Source organism: Bacillus sp. XF8, assembly GCF_017498755.1.
Classification (GTDB): domain Bacteria; phylum Bacillota; class Bacilli; order Bacillales; family Bacillaceae_G; genus Bacillus_A; species Bacillus_A bingmayongensis.
Genome location: NZ_JAGDQK010000019.1, coordinates 143,372 through 163,887 on the forward strand (window position 1 = coordinate 143,372; position 20,516 = coordinate 163,887).

The 20,516-nt window shown below is 32.7% G+C and carries 26 protein-coding genes and 4 pseudogenes; 23 read left to right on the forward strand and 7 right to left on the reverse strand.

What is annotated here, in order from left to right; translation table 11 throughout:
• Positions 1-73: 73 nt before the first annotated feature.
• The 11 genes and pseudogenes from J4P91_RS12905 (at position 74) to J4P91_RS12950 (ending at position 8,448) form a co-directional block, all read left to right on the forward strand.
• A complete protein-coding gene (locus J4P91_RS12905; protein WP_207994449.1) occupies positions 74-748 on the forward strand; it encodes a hypothetical protein in 675 nt (224 codons plus the stop codon).
• Positions 749-917: 169 nt separating this feature from the next.
• Positions 918-1,102 (forward strand): annotated as a pseudogene (locus J4P91_RS28875) (DNA alkylation repair protein); the annotation flags it as partial.
• Positions 1,099-1,800, forward strand: a complete 702-nt coding sequence (locus J4P91_RS12910; RefSeq protein WP_207994450.1) for a nucleotidyltransferase domain-containing protein — start codon at positions 1,099-1,101, stop codon at positions 1,798-1,800. The pseudogene J4P91_RS28875 and the gene J4P91_RS12910, both read left to right, overlap by 4 nt.
• Positions 1,801-1,815: 15 nt before the next feature.
• Positions 1,816-2,364 carry a GNAT family N-acetyltransferase gene (locus tag J4P91_RS12915; protein WP_207994451.1) on the forward strand — a complete coding sequence of 183 codons (549 nt, stop codon included), beginning with the start codon at positions 1,816-1,818 and terminating at the stop codon, positions 2,362-2,364.
• A gap of 77 nt (positions 2,365-2,441) precedes the next feature.
• Positions 2,442-3,494, forward strand: a complete 1,053-nt coding sequence (locus tag J4P91_RS12920; protein WP_207994452.1) for a DUF5105 domain-containing protein — start codon at positions 2,442-2,444, stop codon at positions 3,492-3,494.
• Between the two features lie 136 nt (positions 3,495-3,630).
• Positions 3,631-4,131: a GNAT family N-acetyltransferase gene (locus J4P91_RS12925; RefSeq protein ID WP_207994453.1), complete on the forward strand. Its 501-nt coding sequence runs from the start codon at positions 3,631-3,633 to the stop codon at positions 4,129-4,131.
• A gap of 24 nt (positions 4,132-4,155) precedes the next feature.
• A complete protein-coding gene (locus J4P91_RS12930; protein ID WP_207994454.1) occupies positions 4,156-5,100 on the forward strand; it encodes an alpha/beta fold hydrolase in 945 nt (314 codons plus the stop codon).
• The gene (locus J4P91_RS12935; protein ID WP_207994455.1) at positions 5,097-5,612 is read left to right on the forward strand and encodes a DinB family protein; all 516 of its coding nucleotides are present in this window, start codon (positions 5,097-5,099) and stop codon (positions 5,610-5,612) included. Before J4P91_RS12930 ends, J4P91_RS12935 begins: the two co-directional genes overlap by 4 nt.
• Before the next feature lie 102 nt (positions 5,613-5,714).
• Positions 5,715-6,653 carry a DMT family transporter gene (locus J4P91_RS12940; RefSeq protein WP_207994456.1) on the forward strand — a complete coding sequence of 313 codons (939 nt, stop codon included), beginning with the start codon at positions 5,715-5,717 and terminating at the stop codon, positions 6,651-6,653.
• Positions 6,654-6,702: 49 nt separating this feature from the next.
• Positions 6,703-7,104 (forward strand): GNAT family N-acetyltransferase, encoded by a 402-nt coding sequence (locus J4P91_RS12945; protein ID WP_207994457.1) that lies wholly within the window; start codon positions 6,703-6,705, stop codon positions 7,102-7,104.
• Positions 7,105-7,233: 129 nt separating this feature from the next.
• Positions 7,234-8,448 (forward strand): GNAT family N-acetyltransferase, encoded by a 1,215-nt coding sequence (locus J4P91_RS12950; protein WP_207994458.1) that lies wholly within the window; start codon positions 7,234-7,236, stop codon positions 8,446-8,448.
• 89 nt (positions 8,449-8,537) lie between these two features.
• Here J4P91_RS12950 and J4P91_RS12955 read toward each other — a convergent pair whose 3' ends face one another.
• A complete protein-coding gene (locus tag J4P91_RS12955; RefSeq protein WP_207994459.1) occupies positions 8,538-8,996 on the reverse strand; it encodes a hypothetical protein in 459 nt (152 codons plus the stop codon).
• A 501-nt stretch (positions 8,997-9,497) separates the two neighbouring features.
• On the opposite strand from J4P91_RS12955, the gene J4P91_RS12965 reads away from it, so the two are divergent.
• The 7 genes and pseudogenes from J4P91_RS12965 (at position 9,498) to J4P91_RS28880 (ending at position 13,431) form a co-directional block, all read left to right on the forward strand.
• Positions 9,498-10,304, forward strand: a complete 807-nt coding sequence (locus J4P91_RS12965) for an AAC(3) family N-acetyltransferase (RefSeq protein ID WP_243763834.1) — start codon at positions 9,498-9,500, stop codon at positions 10,302-10,304.
• 3 nt (positions 10,305-10,307) lie between these two features.
• Complete coding sequence (locus J4P91_RS12970) at positions 10,308-11,021, forward strand: phosphopantothenoylcysteine decarboxylase domain-containing protein (RefSeq protein WP_207994460.1); 714 nt, start codon at positions 10,308-10,310, stop codon at positions 11,019-11,021.
• A 10-nt stretch (positions 11,022-11,031) separates the two neighbouring features.
• Positions 11,032-11,310 carry an HAD family hydrolase gene (locus tag J4P91_RS12975; protein WP_207994461.1) on the forward strand — a complete coding sequence of 93 codons (279 nt, stop codon included), beginning with the start codon at positions 11,032-11,034 and terminating at the stop codon, positions 11,308-11,310.
• Positions 11,270-11,743 (forward strand): tetratricopeptide repeat protein, encoded by a 474-nt coding sequence (locus tag J4P91_RS12980; protein ID WP_207994462.1) that lies wholly within the window; start codon positions 11,270-11,272, stop codon positions 11,741-11,743. Before J4P91_RS12975 ends, J4P91_RS12980 begins: the two co-directional genes overlap by 41 nt.
• Before the next feature lie 14 nt (positions 11,744-11,757).
• Complete coding sequence (locus J4P91_RS12985) at positions 11,758-12,816, forward strand: hypothetical protein (RefSeq protein ID WP_207994463.1); 1,059 nt, start codon at positions 11,758-11,760, stop codon at positions 12,814-12,816.
• Positions 12,817-12,931: 115 nt separating this feature from the next.
• Positions 12,932-13,195, forward strand: a pseudogene (locus J4P91_RS12990) (alkanesulfonate monooxygenase); the annotation flags it as partial.
• Between the two features lie 143 nt (positions 13,196-13,338).
• Positions 13,339-13,431: a putative holin-like toxin gene (locus J4P91_RS28880; RefSeq protein ID WP_001289320.1), complete on the forward strand. Its 93-nt coding sequence runs from the start codon at positions 13,339-13,341 to the stop codon at positions 13,429-13,431.
• 249 nt (positions 13,432-13,680) lie between these two features.
• On the opposite strand, the gene J4P91_RS12995 is transcribed toward J4P91_RS28880, so the two are convergent.
• Entirely contained in the window at positions 13,681-14,511 is an 831-nt protein-coding gene (locus J4P91_RS12995; RefSeq protein ID WP_017151951.1) for an HNH endonuclease, read from the reverse strand.
• 150 nt (positions 14,512-14,661) lie between these two features.
• On the opposite strand from J4P91_RS12995, the gene J4P91_RS13000 reads away from it, so the two are divergent.
• Entirely contained in the window at positions 14,662-15,747 is a 1,086-nt protein-coding gene (locus J4P91_RS13000; protein WP_207994464.1) for an AI-2E family transporter, read from the forward strand.
• 455 nt (positions 15,748-16,202) lie between these two features.
• On the opposite strand, the pseudogene J4P91_RS13005 reads toward J4P91_RS13000, so the two are convergent.
• The 5 genes and pseudogenes from J4P91_RS13005 to J4P91_RS13025 all read right to left on the reverse strand — a co-directional run bounded on the left by J4P91_RS13005 (position 16,203) and on the right by J4P91_RS13025 (position 17,027).
• Positions 16,203-16,344, reverse strand: a pseudogene (locus tag J4P91_RS13005) (YrzI family small protein).
• A gap of 27 nt (positions 16,345-16,371) precedes the next feature.
• Positions 16,372-16,512 (reverse strand): YrzI family small protein, encoded by a 141-nt coding sequence (locus tag J4P91_RS13010; protein ID WP_017151953.1) that lies wholly within the window; start codon positions 16,510-16,512, stop codon positions 16,372-16,374.
• Between the two features lie 29 nt (positions 16,513-16,541).
• Positions 16,542-16,685, reverse strand: a complete 144-nt coding sequence (locus tag J4P91_RS13015; protein ID WP_207994465.1) for a YrzI family small protein — start codon at positions 16,683-16,685, stop codon at positions 16,542-16,544.
• 30 nt (positions 16,686-16,715) lie between these two features.
• Positions 16,716-16,859, reverse strand: a complete 144-nt coding sequence (locus J4P91_RS13020) for a YrzI family small protein (RefSeq protein WP_016131497.1) — start codon at positions 16,857-16,859, stop codon at positions 16,716-16,718.
• A 27-nt stretch (positions 16,860-16,886) separates the two neighbouring features.
• Complete coding sequence (locus J4P91_RS13025; RefSeq protein WP_017151955.1) at positions 16,887-17,027, reverse strand: YrzI family small protein; 141 nt, start codon at positions 17,025-17,027, stop codon at positions 16,887-16,889.
• Between the two features lie 473 nt (positions 17,028-17,500).
• Between J4P91_RS13025 and J4P91_RS13030 the strand changes: the two genes are divergently transcribed.
• The 4 genes and pseudogenes from J4P91_RS13030 (at position 17,501) to J4P91_RS13045 (ending at position 20,448) form a co-directional block, all read left to right on the forward strand.
• A complete protein-coding gene (locus J4P91_RS13030) occupies positions 17,501-17,992 on the forward strand; it encodes a hypothetical protein (protein WP_207994499.1) in 492 nt (163 codons plus the stop codon).
• Between the two features lie 177 nt (positions 17,993-18,169).
• Positions 18,170-18,374: pseudogene (locus J4P91_RS13035) on the forward strand (GntR family transcriptional regulator); the annotation flags it as partial.
• 204 nt (positions 18,375-18,578) lie between these two features.
• Positions 18,579-19,766, forward strand: coding sequence for an RtcB family protein (locus J4P91_RS13040; RefSeq protein WP_207994466.1), 1,188 nt, complete (start codon positions 18,579-18,581; stop codon positions 19,764-19,766).
• A gap of 175 nt (positions 19,767-19,941) precedes the next feature.
• A complete protein-coding gene (locus tag J4P91_RS13045) occupies positions 19,942-20,448 on the forward strand; it encodes a 2'-5' RNA ligase family protein (protein ID WP_207994467.1) in 507 nt (168 codons plus the stop codon).
• Positions 20,449-20,516: the final 68 nt, after the last annotated feature.

Here is a 20,516-nt window from a genome sequence, read left to right on the forward strand (position 1 = left end):
AATTCATTAATTTTAGAATCTAGATTTCATAATTTTACATATGCATTTAAAAAATGAAAAAGGTGTGATAAAAGTGAAAAAAATAGCTTGTTTACATGCTCATCATTCAAATATTGCATACATAGAAAGTGTATTTGTATCACTTGAGGTGGAATTGCTACATTTTGTAGATCCCATATTGTCGAAGAGGATGGAAAGTGAAAAGGGATTTGGAAGGACACAAGCTCAAAGCAAGTTGAAAGATCAGTTGAAATGGATATCAGAAGGTGATATAGACGCAGTTTTAATTACTTGTACAAATTATATCACGCTAATACAGGAGGAAGAGTTTTCAATTGCAAAACCGATATTGAAAATTGATGAACCATTCTTTGAAATGCTTTGTAATATTCAAGGGCCGCAAACAATATTATTTACAAATCCTAGTACTGCCCCTGGGACGGTAGAACGTCTGAATCGATATGCACAGCAAAGACAGAAATCTATAGATATTAAACCAATGATTATAAAAGATACTTTTGAATTAATTATGCAAGGACGTAAAGAAGAATATGATGATAGAGTGAGTAAATATATATATCAGATAATGAAAGATGAAAATCAAGCTGTTTCGGTTGCTCAATTATCAATGGTAGATGCTGCTAGAAAAATTGAGAATAGATTAAATAAAGTAATTGTTAATCCACTAGATGCTTTGGTTGAATACAGTATAGATCAATTGAAATTAAAGAAAAGATTTCTTCGTTAATTAGGAAAGGTGTTTCATTGAATCATTTCATAAAAAAGTACATGTAAATGATTCTTGCTTTTTAAGTATAAATAATTTCACATACCGTATTTAAAAATAAAAACTAGGAAAATGATAAATAATGTCGAATATATCGTAAGTGCTTATTTAAGGCAAGGAGAAATAATATAAAAAAGAAGCAATAGATAGCGCTCTTATTGCGATTGGAATTTGGAATAATAAACTGGAGCAAATCGCAATCGCAGTTGCACGCATGGTGCTACTTCATGTAAGACACCTGAAGCGGAGGCATATATTAAAAAAGCATACGATAGAGAAATAAACAAAGAAAATGAAAGTAGGAGAACCGCATGAAAGCAATTGAAGCTGCACAAAAAATAATTGAATCTCAATTTCTAAATTGTGATGTTGCTTTATTAGGAGGAAGTGTTGCAAGGGGAGAAGAAACAAAAACATCGGATCTTGATATTGTAATCATTGATAGCAATCTATCAAAGTGTTATCGCGAATCTTTTATGAGCAATGGGTGGCCAGTTGAAGTGTTTGTACATAACTTTACAACATATAAAGAATATTTTAAAAGTGATTGTAAGCGTGGAAAACCTACTTTACCACAATTAGTTTCAGAGGGAATCATTTTAAAAGGGGAGTTAGAAACTGTAACAAGTTTAAAACAGGAAGCGCAGCAATTAATAGATCAAGGTCCTGAAAAGTGGTCAGAAGGGCTTATCAGACAGAAACGGTACTTTCTTACGGATGCATTAGACGATTTTATTGGGGCAACAAAGAGGGATGAAGAATTGTTTATTGCGAACCTTCTTGCAGATTTAGTTCATGAATTTGTACTTAGAGTAAACGGGCAATGGGTTGGGAATTCTAAATGGTTTATTCGAGTGTTAAGAAAATATGATTCATCATTTGCAGAGCAATTTGTTGAAGCTTTTGATCATTTTTATAGAACTGGAGAGAAGAAGAAACTGATTGCTTTTGTCGAGAAAACTTTAGAAAACTATGGAGGCAGGTTGTTTGAGGGATTTTCTGTAGGGAAATAAAAGGGAGATGGAACAATGAATATACCAGTTATTCAATTAAGGGAACTTACATTAGACGATGTAGAAGATCGATATCAATGGTCATTGGATAAAAAAGTAACAAAATTTTTAGTTGTACCAGACCAATACCCACCATTTACGCGTGATGAGACAAAAAAATGGATTGAGATGTGTATGACAAGGGAAAATGGGTATGAACAACGAGCTATCCTTACTGAAGGTGGTGTGCATATCGGCTGGGTTGATCTAAAAAAATTTGATAAAACGAATAAAAATGCCGAATTAGGAATTGCAATTGGGAATAAAGAATATTGGGGACGCGGATATGGGATTGCGGCGCTATATAGCATGTTACAAATTGGATTTTATGAATTCGGTCTAGAGAAAGTGTGGCTACGTGTTGATGCGGATAACATAAAAGCGATAAAAAGTTATAAAAAAGCTGGGTTTGTTTGTGAAGGAATTATGAGAAAAGATAGAGTACGAAATGGAACGTTTATTGATAGATATCGGTTTAGTATATTGAGAGATGAATATAAAAATAATATAAATTTTAAAATTTAAGGTACACAAATTGTCATATTATGGTTTATAATTGAAATTAGTTTTTGTTTTTTATTTTACAAAGGGGAGTGGCATAATTGAGTAGCAAAAAATTTATGGCAATTTGTTGTACAACTATTTTAGCAGCAGGAATTCTAAGTGGTTGTAACTCAAAAAAAACAGAGTCAAAATCAGAGGCACCAAAAGTAAGTGAAGTAGGGGATACAAGTAAATTAGAAGATGTAGAAATGACATTGGAAAGTGCAGAATTTATCTTGCCTGATCAATACGCTAAACCAGAAAATGATCACGTATTAAAAGTAGAAGTGACGGTAAAAAATAAAGGGGATAAATCATTGAATATTGCTTCAAATGATTTCGCTCTATATCATGATGATCAGAAAATGAAACCATATTTTGGAGCAGATGACTACTTTAATGCGGGAGAGCTTGATAAAGGTAAGTCGATTACTGGAAATATATTTTTTGATGTAACAGATGGTGAAAAGTACGAGCTAGTATATAAAAAGTTTGTAGCAGATTCAAAAAAGAATAAAGAGGAAAAAATAACATATAAGATTGATGGTGAAAAACTAGCTGAAAAAGCAAAAGACCTACAAAAACCTGCGGAAGCGTTAAATGCCTACATAAATGCAGCGTTTTATGACAAAGATGTGGACAAGTTAAAAACTTTAACTGGGGAAGATAGTACTCAATTTTCAACTGATTTTGAAAAAGCGTTTAAACAAACAATGGAAAGCGAAATCGGTAAACAAGTGAATGACGATTTATTGAAAAGTTTATTAGGAAAGATAAAGTTAGCTATTCAAAAAAATGTAAAGTATGAAACGAATGTACTTTCAAATAAAAATGGGAAAGCAAAGGTTGAAATAAAAGCAAAACCAATTGATATTAGTGCATTAGAGTCTAAGATGGAAAGTGAAATGATGAACTATGCTTCAACAAATCCAAATGCCACAGATGAACAAATTCTTAATCAGGTATTTGTTATTTATGAAAAATTGTTACAGGAGGTAACAGCTTCTAGTATAGAAGAAAAAGTTGAGGTTGAAATGGAGAAGCATGGTAAAAACCAATGGAAATTAAATCCTACATCTACTGAAGGTATGGATCGTGTTTTTATGAAATAATGTATTAATCAATGAATTACACATATTACTAGAATAGGGTAATCAATTAAAGATGATGTAGAGAGAAAACAAAAATATGGATTAAACCTGCTAATATAGCAGGTTTTTCTTTTTAATTATGAAAGGGTGTTTAAAGATGATTCGAATTTTATATGATCTTGATGCAGTACAATATTGGAATTTACGCTTACAAGCACTACTAATAAATCCAGAAGCATTCGTGACAACTTATGAAGAAGCAATACAACAAGAAAATCCAGTTGAACAGGTTTCTCAAAATTTAAATTCAAAAACTAGTTACACATTTGGTGCTTTTAATGAAGAGAATCAACTACTAGGTGTAGTAACGTTATTAACGGAACAAAAAACAGCATATAAGCATAAGGGGCATCTTGTTGCTATGTATGTAGATCATCAAAGTAGAGGGAAAGGCTTAGCAAAAGGCTTAATTCGAGCGTTAATTGAAAAAGCAAGAGAACTAAAAATAGAGCAAATTAGTTTAGGGGTTGTTTCAGATAATGTAGCAGCAAAAAAACTGTATCAATCAATGGGCTTTACAACGTATGGTATAGAAAAAAAAGCATTAAAAATGAACGGCGTATATCGCGATGACGAACATATGGTTTTATTTCTCTAAAAGAATTTTTAGAAGGGGAAGATGATGTTTAAAAACAAGAAGCGTATTGCTTTGTTTATCGTGTCAATTGTTTTTGTAGCAAGTGCACTGTACCAAGTTATTTGTGCAAATAATTATACAGAAGTACCTGGTAAGATAATTGAAGTTAACAATCATGATATGCACATTTTTACAACAGGAAAACGTGAAGATAAACCAACGATAGTTATGACAGCAGGAAGCGGAACGACTACACCGTATGCAGATTTTTATCCACTGTATAATAAGTTAGAAAAAGAAAATAGAGTAGTTGTGTATGAGCGACCTGGCTACGGATATAGTGAAAAAACAGAGAGAAGTAGGGATATTGATACAGTTGTAAGCGAATTGCATTCATTATTAATAGAGTCTGATGAGAAACCTCCCTTTATATTAGTAGGACATTCAATGGGAGCATTAGAAAGTATTCGGTATGCACAATTATATCCAAATGAAATTGCTGGATTAGTTTTTATCGATGGAATTAGTCCAGAATACGCGCAGAATTTTGAAATGGATATAGGTATGAAAGTTAGTTGGTACACAATGAATATAGCTAAAAATATCGGACTATTGCGTGCATTATCGTTGTTTGGAATCATGGATAATGTATTTATAGATATCCCTAATTTACCGAAAGAATTACAGGAACTTAAAGTTTCGATGGCTCTTAAAAATACAAACAATCGAAATATGAAAGAAGAATTAAATTGGATGAGTAAAAACGGTAAAAAGATAATAGAAAATGGGAATTTAGGAACCCTGCCAGTATTACAATTTTCCGCAACAAATAATGGCTATGAAAATTGGGAGAAAACACAGAATGAACTGTTAAAAATATCTTCACGAACGGAACAGATTATATTTCCAAGTACAAATCATTATATTCATCATGAACAGGCAAATAAGATCAATGAAAAGCTAAAGAGTTGGATGGGAGAATTACAATGAAAGATTTATATTTAGAAAGGGACATGAACCCGCACGTTGCAATATTATATGCTACTATAAGTGACACATTTAAAAGATTAAGAGATCTAGTAGAGCATGTAGGAAAAGAAGAATTATATTACAAAGGGCCCGCTAATGATGAGAATAGCATTCGCCAATTACTTCAGCATTTAGCAGTTGTAGATTTACACTGGGTATATCGCTTGAAAGGTGCGCAGGTTCCATTAGTATTACAAGAAAAATATGGTCCTATGCTTGATGAAAAAGGAGAATTACCTAAAATAACAAAAGGTACTTTGCGGGAGATAATGCAAGACTATCAAGACGTTCAAAATATGTTTTACGATGAATGTATGAAACTAACAGAAGTAGACTTGCTGCGGGAAGTAGATTATGAGAATGGTGAAACTGCTACGATTAGGTGGGGAATATGGCATATAGCTGATCATAATCGGTATCATCAAGCTCATATAAGTCGATTACGGAAATTGTACCAGTATAATTTGAAGTAAATGTATAAAGATACTATTTGTAGTGTGAAATTTATGAATTTTATTTTAAATTAATAGTGTTCTGTTATATAGTAGAAGAAAAACTGTATAAGGGGTTTTAGGATGAAAGCAATTGCAGCGGGGGTATTGGCATCGTTTTTCTTTGCCTTTACATTTATTTTAAACCGAGCGATGGACTTACAAGGGGGAAGCTGGATTTGGAGTGCATCGTTACGATATTACTTTATGGTTCCGCTACTTTTAATTATTGTCATGTATAGGGGAAACTTAAAGCAACTCTTTCAATATATGAAGAGTAATCCAAAAGAGTGGTTGTTATGGAGTATTATTGGTTTTGGTCTTTTTTACGCACCGCTTAGTTTTGCGGGTGCATTTGGACCGGGGTGGCTTGTAGCTTCCACATGGCAAATTACGATTATAGCAGGGATTTTATTAACGCCATTATTTGCAACGAATACACTACATAAAAAAATTCCAATGAAAGAATTGATGATGTCTGCTGTCATCTTATTTGGTGTTATTCTTATGCAAGTAGAACATGCTTCTTCTTTAGGGATTCGTGAAACCGTTTTATGTGTGGTTCCTGTAATCGTTGCAGCATTTGCTTATCCACTTGGAAATCGAAAAATGATGCAAGTATGTAAAGGTGAGTTAGATGTCTTTCAACGAGTTCTTGGAATGACACTAGCAAGTTTACCATTTTGGTTTTTATTATCGGGCTATGAAGTTTCCACAAGTGGGTTACCATCAAGTGACCAAGTTTTTCAATGCTTTATCGTGGCAATTAGTTCAGGTTTAATTGCTACTGTATTATTTTTCTTTGCAACCGATCTTGTAAAGGATGATCCACAAAAATTAGCCACTGTAGAAGCGACACAATCAGGTGAAGTATTATTTGCATTACTAGGAGAATTAATTTGGCTATCTGCTCCGTTTCCATCATCATTATCATGGATTGGAATGAGTTTAGTTGTGGTTGGTATGATATTGCATAGCTATGTTGCCGTGGTTATGAAAAAGGAAGAAAAAATTAGTGCATAAAAAGATGATCAATTTGATCATCTTTTTATGTTGCAAGGGAGAGATTAGTATGTTGAAGGGTGTACAAAGTAGCGCAAATGAGTATATTAGTAAGTTATTGAAATATGCAGTTGGACCCCAGGAAGTAAGTCCACAAAAAGCAATAAGATTCTATGAAGAAAATAGAAATACTACACTATATCAGTATAAGGAACTAGGTTGTATTGGTATGGAATTCTTTGCTGAAAAACAAGCCAGAATATGCCATATAGCAGTTTTACCAGATAATCGCAATAAAGGCGTTGCTTTTGAAATGATAAAGAAAGTGATATACATGCATGAATTAACGTATATAGAAGCAGAAACAGATTGTGAAGCAGTAGAATTTTACAGAAATTGCGGATTTACTATTACAAGTTTGGGAGAGAAGTATCCAGGTGTAGAAAGGTTTCACTGTTATTGGGTGAAATAATAGGAATGTTAATGTGAGAGTGCAGTCTTTATGATGCTATATGCTTGTTTTCATTAACTTTTGTATATACTAACTAAATGATAAAAATAATATGATATTTTAGTTTATGTTACAAAGGAGCATATGAAAATGAATGAGAGGTATTATAAAGGTTTGATTATGAGGCCTATTAAAGAAAGTGAAGTAGATCAGTTTTCAAACTTAATGAAATATGTGTTTCAAGTTTCTAAAAAGATGATTAATGATGAAGAGAAGATGGTACAAAAGAAAAGCCATCAATTAAAACCAGGGACTGCTTTAGGATGGTTTGATAATAATAAATTAATTTCGCAAATTGTTGTTTTACCTTTTCAAGTGAATATTCATGGCGTAATTTATGAAATGGGAGGCGTTACTGGGGTTGGCACATATCCAGAGTATGCAGGGCATGGATTAATGAATTCGCTAATGAAAGAAAGTTTGAAAACGATGAGAGAAAACGGACAATATATTTCGTATTTGTTTCCTTATTCAATTCCTTATTATCGAAAAAAGGGTTGGGAAATTATATCTGATATTATCGAATATCAAATTAAAGATACACAACTTCCAAAGTATCGTGGCAACATTATGGGACGGGTTAGAAGGGTAGGACTGAAGAGTAAAGAAAAAGAAGAAATCTATCATGCGTTTGCAAGAAAAACAAATGGGGCAATGATTCGAAATCCCATTGCGTGGGAAGAGCGATTTCGCGAAGAAACAATTGATTTGCAATTAGCAGTGTACTATACAGATGAGGATTTACCCGAAGGATATTTATTTTATCGTGTCCTTGAGGAGAAATTTTATATAGAAGAAATGATTTACTTAAATGAAGAGGCGAGAAGGGGATTATGGAATTTCATTAGTGCACACTTTTCAATGGTGTATTATGTAAAAGGAAAAACATGCGTTCATGAACCGGTTGCTTTCTTACTTGAAGATAGTGAAATAAAACAAACAATCGCACCGTACTACATGGGAAGGGTTGTTGATGTAGTTGGTTTTTTAAAGCAATATCCATTTAAAGATGCAGAAATAGAAAAATTAGTCTTACATATAGATGATCCTATATTGGAGTGGAATAAAGGAACCTTTATTTTAGAATGGGATGATGAGAAACGGTTACGAATCACATATGAGAAAGAAAAAAATGATATTGATGGGATAACTTTAACGATTCAAACATTAACAACAATGTTATTAAGTTATAAAAGTCCTGCATTTTTATATGACATAGGAAGGATAAAGGGAAGTCCTGATTTAATAGAGGTACTTGAGAATGTAATTCCGGATTCACCACCATGCTTTTTTGATTATTTTTAAAATTATAGTAATTTTAAATAAAAATGCTCCTTTATGCAGTTGATTGATTTATTTTCGACCGCATAGAAGGAGCATTTGTTCTATAAGTTTTATTTTTTGTCTTGTTGTGATGTTGTATTTTCAGTCTGTTTTATTTCAAAAATCTTTTTACCATCTTCATTTACAATGTCCACAGTGTCTCTCAATTTATTAACACCAATATACATAACGGGACTTTTATCTGTACCTTTCTCTTGTTCCACATGTAATACAATAACTGATTTGTTCTTTTTATCTATTACTTCTTTTACTGTGATTTTATCATTCTTATATTTTTCTCCAAAAGCTAAAAATATCATCATTTTTCCTTCGCTTATTCTTTCTGTTGAATAATGAACCATTGTTGGATCTTCTTGTGCTTTTTCATATAGATTTGTTGGGCCGAAGCCACCTTCACCGTATCTAGATTTTTCTAAAACCCAATAATTTTCATAGTCACTTGTAAAAAGAGTACATCCACTTAATCCGATAATCCCTAATATGAAAAAACTCAATATGTATTTTTTCATTGTAGCCCCCATTAATTTGATTAATTTAAACAATTATACCATAAATTAACTTTTTGTTTATTTTTTGTTCCGCTAAGCTCATTGTAACAATACCTGGTATAGCAATGCTGAATACAAATATCCAGTTGAACATATGGTGTCATCTCCCTTGAAAATAGACTAAGAAAGACCTTTTATGTATTTTGACGCTATGCAAGGTTGTGATAGTCCTCCATAATTCTTCTTTTTATAGACTGACTAGTCGGTTTTGTTGCATAATATTTACCATAATAATACAAGTGTATATGGAGCAGTGGTCTAGGATGCAAAAGAAAGTGACAGTAGTACTGGGGATAAATCAGTTTAATATTAAATTTGCTTAAGTCAGTATTAACAAAATTTTTTAGGAGCTCTCTTTGTTGTTTGGATTAAAAATTGAGAAAAATATGATAATATATTGATGAGATTTAAAATTCAATTTGATAGTTTATAAGCGTGAGAGAACTTTATGGGGGAGTAATCATGAAAATCAATGACATAGTAGCGGAAACACACTTACCAAATACAATTGAAACCATATCGAATGATTTACAAGCATTAGGACTTAAAAAAGGAATGACAGTGATTGTTCATTCATCTCTAAGTTCAATTGGCTGGGTATCTGGCGGAGCTGTTGCGGTAGTAGAAGCTTTAATGAATGTAATTACAGAAGAGGGCACAATCATTATGCCAACGCAAACATCAGATTTGTCTGATCCGAAAAACTGGGTAAGGCCACCCGTTCCAGAAAATTGGTGGCAAATTATCCGAGATAACGTCCCAGCGTTTCATCCGGATGTAACCCCAACACGAGCGATGGGAAAAGTTGTAGAGTGTTTCCGTACATATCCAAATGTAAAACGTAGTAATCACCCATTAAATAGTTTTGCTGCTTTGGGGAAAAATGCAGAAGCGATTATATCAGATCATTCACTTTCAATTAGTTTTGGAGAGCACTCACCACTAAAGAAAATATATGATTTAGATGGATATGTATTGTTGATAGGTGTAGGCTATGATTCTAACACATCAGTTCATTTATCTGAAATCCGTACAGGGGCACGTGAGCTAGTGAAAGTTGGAGCGCCAATTATAGAAGATGGTACAAGATTATGGAAAGAATTCGATGAAATGGACTATGATTCTGACTTGTTTGTTGAGATTGGAAAAGAGTTTGAACATACAATCGCTGTAACAATTGGTAAAGTTGGAAATGCAACGTGTAGATTAATGAAACAACGAGAAATTGTTGACTTTGGTGTACAATGGTTTCGTTCGAAAAATAAGTAAGGGATGGTTATGATGAAGGGGAAAAAGATTTTAATTACAAGTGGTGGCTGTTTAGAGAAATGGGATCAAGTACGCGGTCATACAAATTTAGCAAAAGGTACAATTGGGAGAATGCTTGCTGAAGAAGCGATGTCAAAAGGTGCGCATGTCATTTATTTACATGGTTATTTTGCTGAAAAACCGAATCCTATAAACGCTCAATTAGAGTTGCATCCATTCGAAGGTATTATTGATTTACAAGATAAAATGAAAAGTATCATTACACATGAGAAAATCGATGGAGTGATTATGGCCGCTGCTGGGTCAGATTGGATTGTGGAAAAAATCTGTGATCAAGAAGGAAATACGCTTGATATGAATGGAAAGATTTCAAGTGATGTAGCGCCAATTATTCATTTTCAAAAAGCACCTAAAATATTAAAACAAATTAAACAATGGGATCCGGAAACGGTATTAGTCGGATTCAAACTTGAAAGCGATGTCAATGGGGCGGAGCTAATTCAACGTGCAAGTGAAAGAATGGGGCAGGCGAAAGCGAATCTTATGATAGCAAATTCTCCGCATTCGTTATATTCGCATGCAGCTATTCATCATGTAATTGAGGAAGATGGAAATGTTTGTTTATGTGAAGGAAAAGATGAAACAGCGAAAGAGATTGTAAACAGGTTAGAATATTTATGGAATCGCGTAGAAGAGGGGAGCTTGAGTCGTTTATAAAAAGGGAGAGGTGTTCAGGCTTTTTGAAAATGCTGTATTAAATTGGTGTAAGAAACGTGGGATTAATGCAAAACAAGTAATGGCGTTTGGCGATGATTGGAATGATATTGGTTTATTTAAAGAATGCGGTTATCCAATTGCGATGAGCATTACTATTTTCGAGTTGGAAGAATTAGCAATAGAGGTAACGAATAGTAATAAGCAAGATAGTGTAGCACATATTCTGGAACAGATAAGGAATGAACCGTATGGAACAGTTACTAAAGCAAGCGATTCAATTTCGGGATGAAAAGAAATATGAAGAATCAAGAGACATTTTAATTGGTTTAGCGAACTCAACCCAAGATCCAGAAATTTTCTACCAATGTGCATGGACACACGATGCGATGGGACTTGAAACAGAAGCTGTTCCATACTACGAAAAAGCAATTTCCAATGGACTTACTGGGGAGTCACTCTGCGGTGCATACATTGGGCTTGGGAGTACATATCGCTCTATCGGTGAATATGATAAAGCGATTGTTACGTTAGAGGATGGACTTAAACAGTTTCCAGATAATGATGCAATGAAAGTCTTTCTTTCAATAGCGAAATATAACGTAAAAGCGTATGAAGAAGCAATGAAATTATTGATTGAAACTGTTGTAAAACTAGAAAACGTAAAAGAGTATGAAGGGGCTATTTTGTTTTATAAAGATCATTTGCATAAGATTTTCAAATAAAAAGGAGGGAGTGCATGAGTGATTCCATTTCGCGTAAAAGAAGAAATATGTCGATTTGCTTTATAGCTTTAATTGTAATATCAAATTATCTAGCATATACACTTCCTATTGTACCCGCTGTACCGAAGGAGATGGTACTAGGCTCTTTGTTCGATTTTCTTATTGTCATTCCAGTCATTACGTATTTCTTTATCATACGTAAAAGCTATTCGTTAACTTATATATTTCCAGTTGTAATAGCAGGCTATATTGCTGCAAGATTCGTTATTCCAAGCGATTATTTACAGTCGTTTTCTTTTGTTTCTTATATTTTAGTTGCAGGGGAAATTGCTTTTTTATGTTTAGAGCTATTTATATTGTATAAGATTGCGAGAAAACTACCTCAGGTTATTAAGATGTATAAAGAATATAAATTAGAATTTCCAATTTTCTCATATGCAATTGATAAAGCATTCGATGCCGTACTAACAAGAAACGTAGCGGTAAATGTTATTGTATCAGAATGTAAATTACTATACTATGCTTTGTTTTCTTGGCGTACAAAATCTTTAGAAAATAAAAGCACTTTTACATATCATAAAAAAACAGGGGCAATTGCATTTTATATCATGTTAATTCATGCAACATTAATTGAAAGTATTGGATTTCATTATTTACTTCATCAATGGAATCCGGTCTTAGCTTGGATTTTACTCGTTTTAAACATATATGGAATTGTATATTTTATAGCTGAGATACAGGCAATTCGCAAAAACCCATATATCTTGACAGCACAAGAAATTATTATTCAAGTTGGATTAGGTAAGAAAATTGTTGTACCATTTGCTCAAATAGAAGAAATTACATTTTATAAAGGTGATGTATTAACTAAAGAAGAAGAAAAAGAAGTATTTGAAGCAACTATAATGGAATTTATTAAAGAACCAGCTACATTTGAAATAAAGTTAAAAGCACCATTAAAAGCACAATTACTATATGGATTTTCTAAGACAGTGAATCGTGTACATGTAAATGCGGATGATGAGCGAAAATTCTATGAAGCGATTGTTGAAAAATTAGAACAAGATAGATGATGTAAATATAGGTAGAAAGTAGTATCGGGTGATGAAGTACATGTGCAAAAGAAGCTGCTAATTTTGTGAAATTAGCAGCTTCTTTTGATTCAACAGGTAGCGAAGTCTTTTGTGAAATCTATGGTATGGAATTGGATTAGTACGTGGTGGAGCAGGAACTGCACTAGTAGGAGATCCAAATACTGTAGCTGAGAGAATAAAAGGATACGAAGCTTTAGGTATAGATACATTTGTTTTATCAGGATATCCACACTTAGAAGAAGCTTATCAAGTGGCAGAATTATTATTTCCACTCTTGCCTCTATTAAACAATGAGACGAAGCAAAAAGATAAAATTGTTGGAGAAATGATAGCGGACGCATATGCATTAGAAAAATAGAAAGAAAAGAATAAACCAGCAGGCTAGAAGCTTGCTGGTTTTCATCGTAAACGATTAAAAAATATGGTAAAATTAAGAGGTAACTTATGGTATGGTTGGTTGTTCAATTATCACTTCTCCGGATAGAAGGGAGGTGATAATAAGTGAGTGAAATTGCGTTATTACTGCAAGGCGGATTATTTCTCGTTGCATTGTTAACGTTTGTTGTCGTATTGATTGACAAGCTCAAAAAATAACAACCCACCTATGCCAATAGAATGTGGGTTGTCTCGTTTGTAAGAAACAAATAGGATAAATGAACAATCCAATCTGCTAAGTTACATGGACTGGTGTGTAGCCGCACACTAGTCTTTTTTATTTATATACAATTTATAATTGTTTTATGTGATTGTATTGTTCTTTTCATACTCATTATAACATAGTGTCTTTTCATCAAGAAAGGAGACCGTATGTTCTTGTTTTGAATTGTTTTTATTTAACTATGATTAAATACGAGTAGTTTTTGTACTCTTTTGTTTAAATAATTCATCCATGTATTGTTTTAAATTCTCAATATAGAATTCTTGCTTTTCTACATCGTTCACTCCAACAATTGGAGATGGAAGTTGATATTTTTTTCTAGAAAGATGGACAACAATATCAAAAATATCAAATAGACGAATGAAGCAGAATAGACCATCTTTGTCACTTAATAAAATAAAGTAGTGATTATCACTAGTTGTATTAAGGGTATTCCACAATGAGCTTTTACTTAAATCACGAACAATGCTTCGTTCTTTTAATTCGATAAAGTCAACATTAGATATAATAGTAGAAATATCAATCGCATCTGGATCATTAAAGTAACCGTCAATTGTATGTACTGCGAATGTATAAGCCATTTTTAAAATACTCATTTTATATTTACGGTTATCTAAAAGTAATTCACGTTGAATTGAGCTTGCTACTTTCGTTACGCGTTCTTCTTTCCAAATTTCATTATGTAATGAAATATCATGTTTTTTACATAGTTTCATAATTAACTCGTTAGAATAGTATATTTCGTCGTTTGTTTCAACTTCTTCAGTTTCTGCTGCAGCTAATTCTTGACCATATTCATTCGTATAAAGAGGAGAATCAATTTGTTGTTTCATTTGTTCGATTTTATATTGAATTAGTTTATGCCGAATTAATGGTCGATCAACGTTTGTTGTGAGATGTTCATAACAAGTATCACAAATTGAATTTGTAAAATAATATCCACATAAAATCTCTGGGATGACATGCTGTTCACTAAGTTCTTTCGTTTCTTTTCTGCAAATAATACATTGCGTCATTTTTATCACCTTTTACCTACAAATTTGTATGTAATCTCATTGTAGTGTATTTATTAGCATTTTGGAACATTGAAGATGAAAATAGCGTGTAAAATTCACTGATGTTTTGATACAATATAGGGAAGTGCTAGTTTAAAGGAGGCCATTTTTTTGAAATCGAAAGTGCACTTTTGGACATTGGAAGTGCTAATGGTTGTGGGAATTATATTTATTTGCACAAAAATATCATTTTTATTTCAACCCATTGGCATATTTATTTCAACGTTATTTTTCCCAATTTTAATCGCTTTGTTTTTATACTTCATATTTAATCCTGTGTTAGTATTTTTAGAGGCGAAAAAAGTTCCTAGAAATTTAGCGATATTATTGTTATATGTTTTTATCATTACACTAACTGCAGTCTCTATTGGTGTAGTCGTTCCGACGATTTCACAGCAGCTAATGGATTTAGCGAAAAACATGCCAACATATATTAAAGAGGGAAAGGTATACATACAAGAATTATCCCATCATAGGCTATTTGAATGGCTTGCTACACAAGACTATGTTTCAATTGAGACGATTGAAAAAAATGCAATTGAGTATTTAAAAGAAATACCAAACACGATAACGTCGAGTGCAACGGCTTTATTTGGTATTATTACAAACGTTGCATTAGTTGTATTTACAGTACCATTTATCTTGTTTTACATGTTTAAAGATGGTCATGCATTCCCAGGGAAAGCTGTTAGTTTTTTACCAGAATCGTATCGTGAAGAAGGACTTCATATTATAAAAGAAACAGGCGAAACGTTGTCTGCCTATATTCAGGGACAAGCGCTCGTTTGTATATTCGTCGGTGCATTTACATTTATCGGATATGTCATTATTGATTTGCCCTATGCTTTCGTTTTGGGTATTATAGCGGCATTTACAAATATTATCCCGAATTTAGGTCCTTTTATTGGGGCAGCACCAGCTGTAATTGTTGGATTATTTGTATCCCCAGTGCAAGCAGTTTGGGTAATCGTTGTCGTAACCATTGTACAACAATTTGAGAGTAACATTATTTCACCGCGTATTATGAGTTCGAAATTAAATATCCATCCTTTGACGATTATCGTATTAATTTTGGGTGTGGGTAATTTTGCTGGAATTATTGGAATGATTTTGGCAGTACCAGTATACGCTGTGACAAAAACTGTTGTTTCAAACTTGGTGAGATTATTTAAGACAAAAAGAAGTAACCGGAAATAGAAGAAATTTATATGACCCAAGAAAGATTCATCACTTTTAAAGTGGTGGATTTTTTTATTTTTACAGAAGAAATTTATAGTGTGTTAAGGCTTAGTGATGTAATAAATGTAACTATATGATGAAATAACGGATCAAATAATGGTATGGTGCATAGACCACAAAGAACCTGTAAAAAAAGAATATGACCCAAATCAATTTAGATAAGAAATAATGAAGAAGGGAATATAATTTCCCCTTCTTCTAATACAAATAAACTCTTAGAATACATACTTGTTTTGTAGTTTATTTATATAATTTTTATCAATATAATTGCTGTAATACATATACCTTACGAATTTATGGTGGCTAGATACTGAATAAGCTAAGTGGAGTCTACCTCAATTATCCAAATCATTTCTTTACAGCGTGCCATTAACATCTTAATCCTCTCCTCTCATTATATTTAAGTTATATCATTATAGATGCGTATAATATTTACTTCTACGATCTCGGATGTCATCCATAATCTTTTTATATTGCTGTTCTCGCAAAATTTCAGATTCCGATAAACGCTTTTTTCTGAATCGTAATGGTTAAAAAGAAAATATGAAACTTCATAAGTGAATTCCTCCTTTCGTAAAGGAATTATAGGTGACTACAATAAGGGAGTTGACGTTCTTTCACTTCATCCATAGCGTTTTGAATTTGTTTTTCGTGTAACATTTCAAACTCAGAAAATTTGTTTTTGTGAATGGTAATCGTTAAAAAGAATACTCGGAATTTCATCAGGTAATTGCTCCTTTTTATATAAATTTTTAGTACATATGGTTGTAATAAGAAACTTGACGTTCTTTCGTTTTGTCCATCATTTTTTGAATTTGCTGTTCATGTAAAATCTCAGTCTCAGAAAATTTATTTTTGTGAATCGTAATGGTTAAAAAGAATACTCGAAATTTCATCAGATGATTGCTCCTTTTGTAAATTATTTTTTAATACATTTGATTATAATAAGAACTCTTGCGATCTTTTACTTCGTCCATAATCTCTTTTAATTGTTGTTTACGTAAAATCTCAGTTTCAGATAAAGATTTTTTCTGAAGAGTAATCGTAAAAAAGAAAATATGAAAAGTCATAAATGAATTCCTCCTTTCGTAAAGGAATTACAGGTGACTACTGTAAGGACTTTGGCGCTCCTTTACTTCATTCATAGCCTTTTGAATGTGTTGATCGTGCAAAATTTCAGCTTCAGAAAATGAATTTCTTTGAATGGTAATCGTTAAAAAGAATACTCGAAAAGTCATTGGATATTTGCTCCTTTCTTTAATAAATCGTGTAAGAGACTAAAAAATCGCACAAAAAAGCCACGGGAGGATACAGTTCTCCTGTGGCAGGGCATGAAAAAGCCACAAGAAAGTATACGACCTCCTGTGGCGAATTTGTTAGTTAAAGAAAATAGGAAACGATTTTTTAATTCTCCATTAGGTTGGTCGAATTCATATTTAATTGTAAAACAGATGCGGCATGTAATTTTAATTTCATCATTTCATTCGACCTCCTTTTAGAATATTTTTCTTACGTTAGTAAGTATATACAATTAATGGATAATTGTAAACATAAAAAATGAAAATTTTTAATTTTGATGAAAGTGCGTATATTTCGAAAGGTGATTTTAATAAAGTGACGTATTCATTATGGGAAAAGTGAAACGTGTTTTTGTAAGTATTCTTGTAGATTCATTAGAAAATTAAGCTGAGCGGAGAGATGGACGATGAAAGTGGAGTTGTTTTATAAGGTGGCCTATCACCGAGTGTATGACCATTATTTACCTAAATTACTGCAAACAATTGGGCACTTAAATGCAGAAGAGTTGTGGAAACAGGGAGAGTCAGCGAATTCTATCGGTGGTATTGTACTTCATATTTGTGAGCATGTAAAAAGAAATAGCATTCGTTATTTGAATCCGAATATACATTTTGAAAAAGGGATTGAAGAGTATTTTCCAATTATGTATTTTAGTCCAGAAAAGTTATATAAAACTGTACAAGAGACATTTGATGAATGGAAAAAAGAGTACGTTAAAGCTTGTAATGAAAATACTCATATAGACATGCATAGCTTGTTTCATTTAGTTGAGCATACAAGTTATCATTTAGGACAGGTGGTAGATCGAACAAAATTATTAAAGGGTAGGAAGATGAATTTCTGTCAAAATGGTTTAAACGAAAAGAATTTGAGGTTATGTATAGAAAATACAAGAGTTTTATAAATAGTTTATAGAGAAGTATCATCCTTTAAGGTATGATACTTCTTTTTTTGAAAGAATTTATGGAAAAATATTGAATAGAAATATATTCTTGTAATATGGTTAATTACACGAGTAATAAACCTATGAACCGAAAGTATGAATCCAACACTTGAATCAAATAAGTTAATATACATATAAATTGTAGAAACCATCGAAGTAGATATTTTGAAGGGAATACTACTTGAAGAAGAACTGACTCCATCAACAAATCAAATTTGCAAAGATGCTACAAATCACTTTAGAGACAACGATGAAAGGAGTAAATCTATTAGTCGATGAAGGATTTTATATAAAAAAGAGAGGGACTGGAATGTTTGTTGCAAAGGGAACAAAGGATGCTATTTGGGTGGAAAAAATATAAAGTGAAACTTTAATCAGTGGGGGGGTATTCATCCCCCACTGATTACCGGCCCTCACCAATCGGGCTTTTACGGGTAGTTGATCCCCCGTCTAACTTCTTTGCTTCCGCTGAATTTTGAGGTGGGGGCCTTACTGCCCGTTAATGCGGGATAAAAATTTATTTTTGTTAAGAAAGGGCGACTGTGACATGCTTAAATTTCAAGGGAAATATAACGAAGCAAAAGTGTTCACAAACAATATTGAAGAGACTGCAGCAGGACAAATCATTGATCTTTGTAACCAGGAATTTGTGAAAGGAAGCAAAATTCGCATTATGCCTGATACACATGCTGGGGCAGGATGCACAATTGGAACAACAATGACAATTCACGATAAAATCGTACCTAACCTGGTAGGAGTAGATATTGGTTGTGGAATGGAAGTTGTGGTAATTAATAAGAAAAAAGATGAAATTAATTTTGATTATTTAGATGAAACCATTCGTAAATTTGTACCAAGTGGTTTTAACATTCGGGATAGTAGGCATAAATTTTCGAAGTTAATTGATTTTCGAGATGTAAGAGCACCGTTCGCATTACAACGTGCTCAAAAAAGTATTGGTACGCTCGGTGGAGGAAATCATTTTATTGAGCTTAATGAAGATGAAAAGAAAAATATATATATTGTAATTCATAGTGGATCACGTAACTTAGGTAAACAAGTTGCAGAATACTACCAAAATTTCGCTTATGAGCAACTGATGAATGTGAAATCGATTAAAGATGAGATTGTTGAAACTTTGAAAGTAGAAGGTAGAGAATCAGAAATTCAAGGTGCATTAAAACAAATTAAGAAACCTGAGATTCGTAAAGAATTAGCATATTTAGAAGGTCAAGACTTTAAAGATTATATGAATGACATGAAGATTGCTCAAAAGTATGCTGAGTTAAATCGAAAAGCCATGATTGATGAGATTGTAACAAGAATGGGTTGGAGAGTAGTGGATCAATTTACTACAATTCATAACTATATAGATATGGACAATATGATTCTAAGAAAAGGTGCTATCTCAGCTCAAAAAGGAGAGCGTATAATTATTCCAATCAACATGAGAGATGGATCGATTATTGCCTTTGGGAAAGGAAACCCCGACTGGAATTTCTCTGGGCCACATGGAGCAGGACGTATCATGAGTCGTAAGAAAGCCAAAGAAGTGCTAAATTTAGAAGATTTTCAGAATACAATGACTGACGTTTGGACGACCTCTGTTGTTCAAAGTACTTTAGATGAAGCCCCAATGGTATATAAACCTATGGATGAAATTGTTGGAAATACTAAAGACGCAATTGATATCAAACATATTATTAAGCCAATTTATAATTATAAAGCTAATTAGCCATTTGTTAAATTTGTATGGGAAATATAAAATTCAGCATTTAGATTATTTCAAAAGGGCATGTAAATGTGGATGGGAAATGAAAATTGAAATAGAGCGCTAAACAATTTAGAAAAGTTTTTCGTGAATTTTCATAGAATTGATGTTCTTGTCTTAATTGAAGGGAGAAGAGGAAATGCGCACTATATTACTTTTTCTAGAGGGGATACAAATAGATGAAATTGAAGCAATTAGAAAAAAGCATGATCCTTTATTCGGATTAATTCAACCACATATTACACTTGTATTTCCTTTTGAAAGTGCAATTTCTAATGATGAACTCAGGACACATATAGCCCGAAAATTGGAAGGGGTTCATCCAATAGAAATTGAGCTTATTGATTGCATAAGTCATGAAGGTAATTATTTGCTCCTGCGTGTTGAAAAAGGAAGGGAACAGGTAAGAAAGTTACATGATGAGTTATACAAAGGACCTTTAGCGGAATTTTTGCGAAGTGATATACCCTATATACCACACGTTACAGTTGGGCGAAAAGAAAATGAAAAACTGGCAATGAAAATTGCGGAGAAAATGCCGAAATTAAGCATGAGATTGCAATGTATAATTGAAAAACTAACTGTTGAACGTATTGGAGAAGGTGGAGAATCGATAATAGAATTTGAAATACAACTTCAAAAATAAAAAAGAGATACTATTTAGTATCTCTTTTTTGATTGCTTTTTCATATATATGTGTTAAAATGGAAAAAC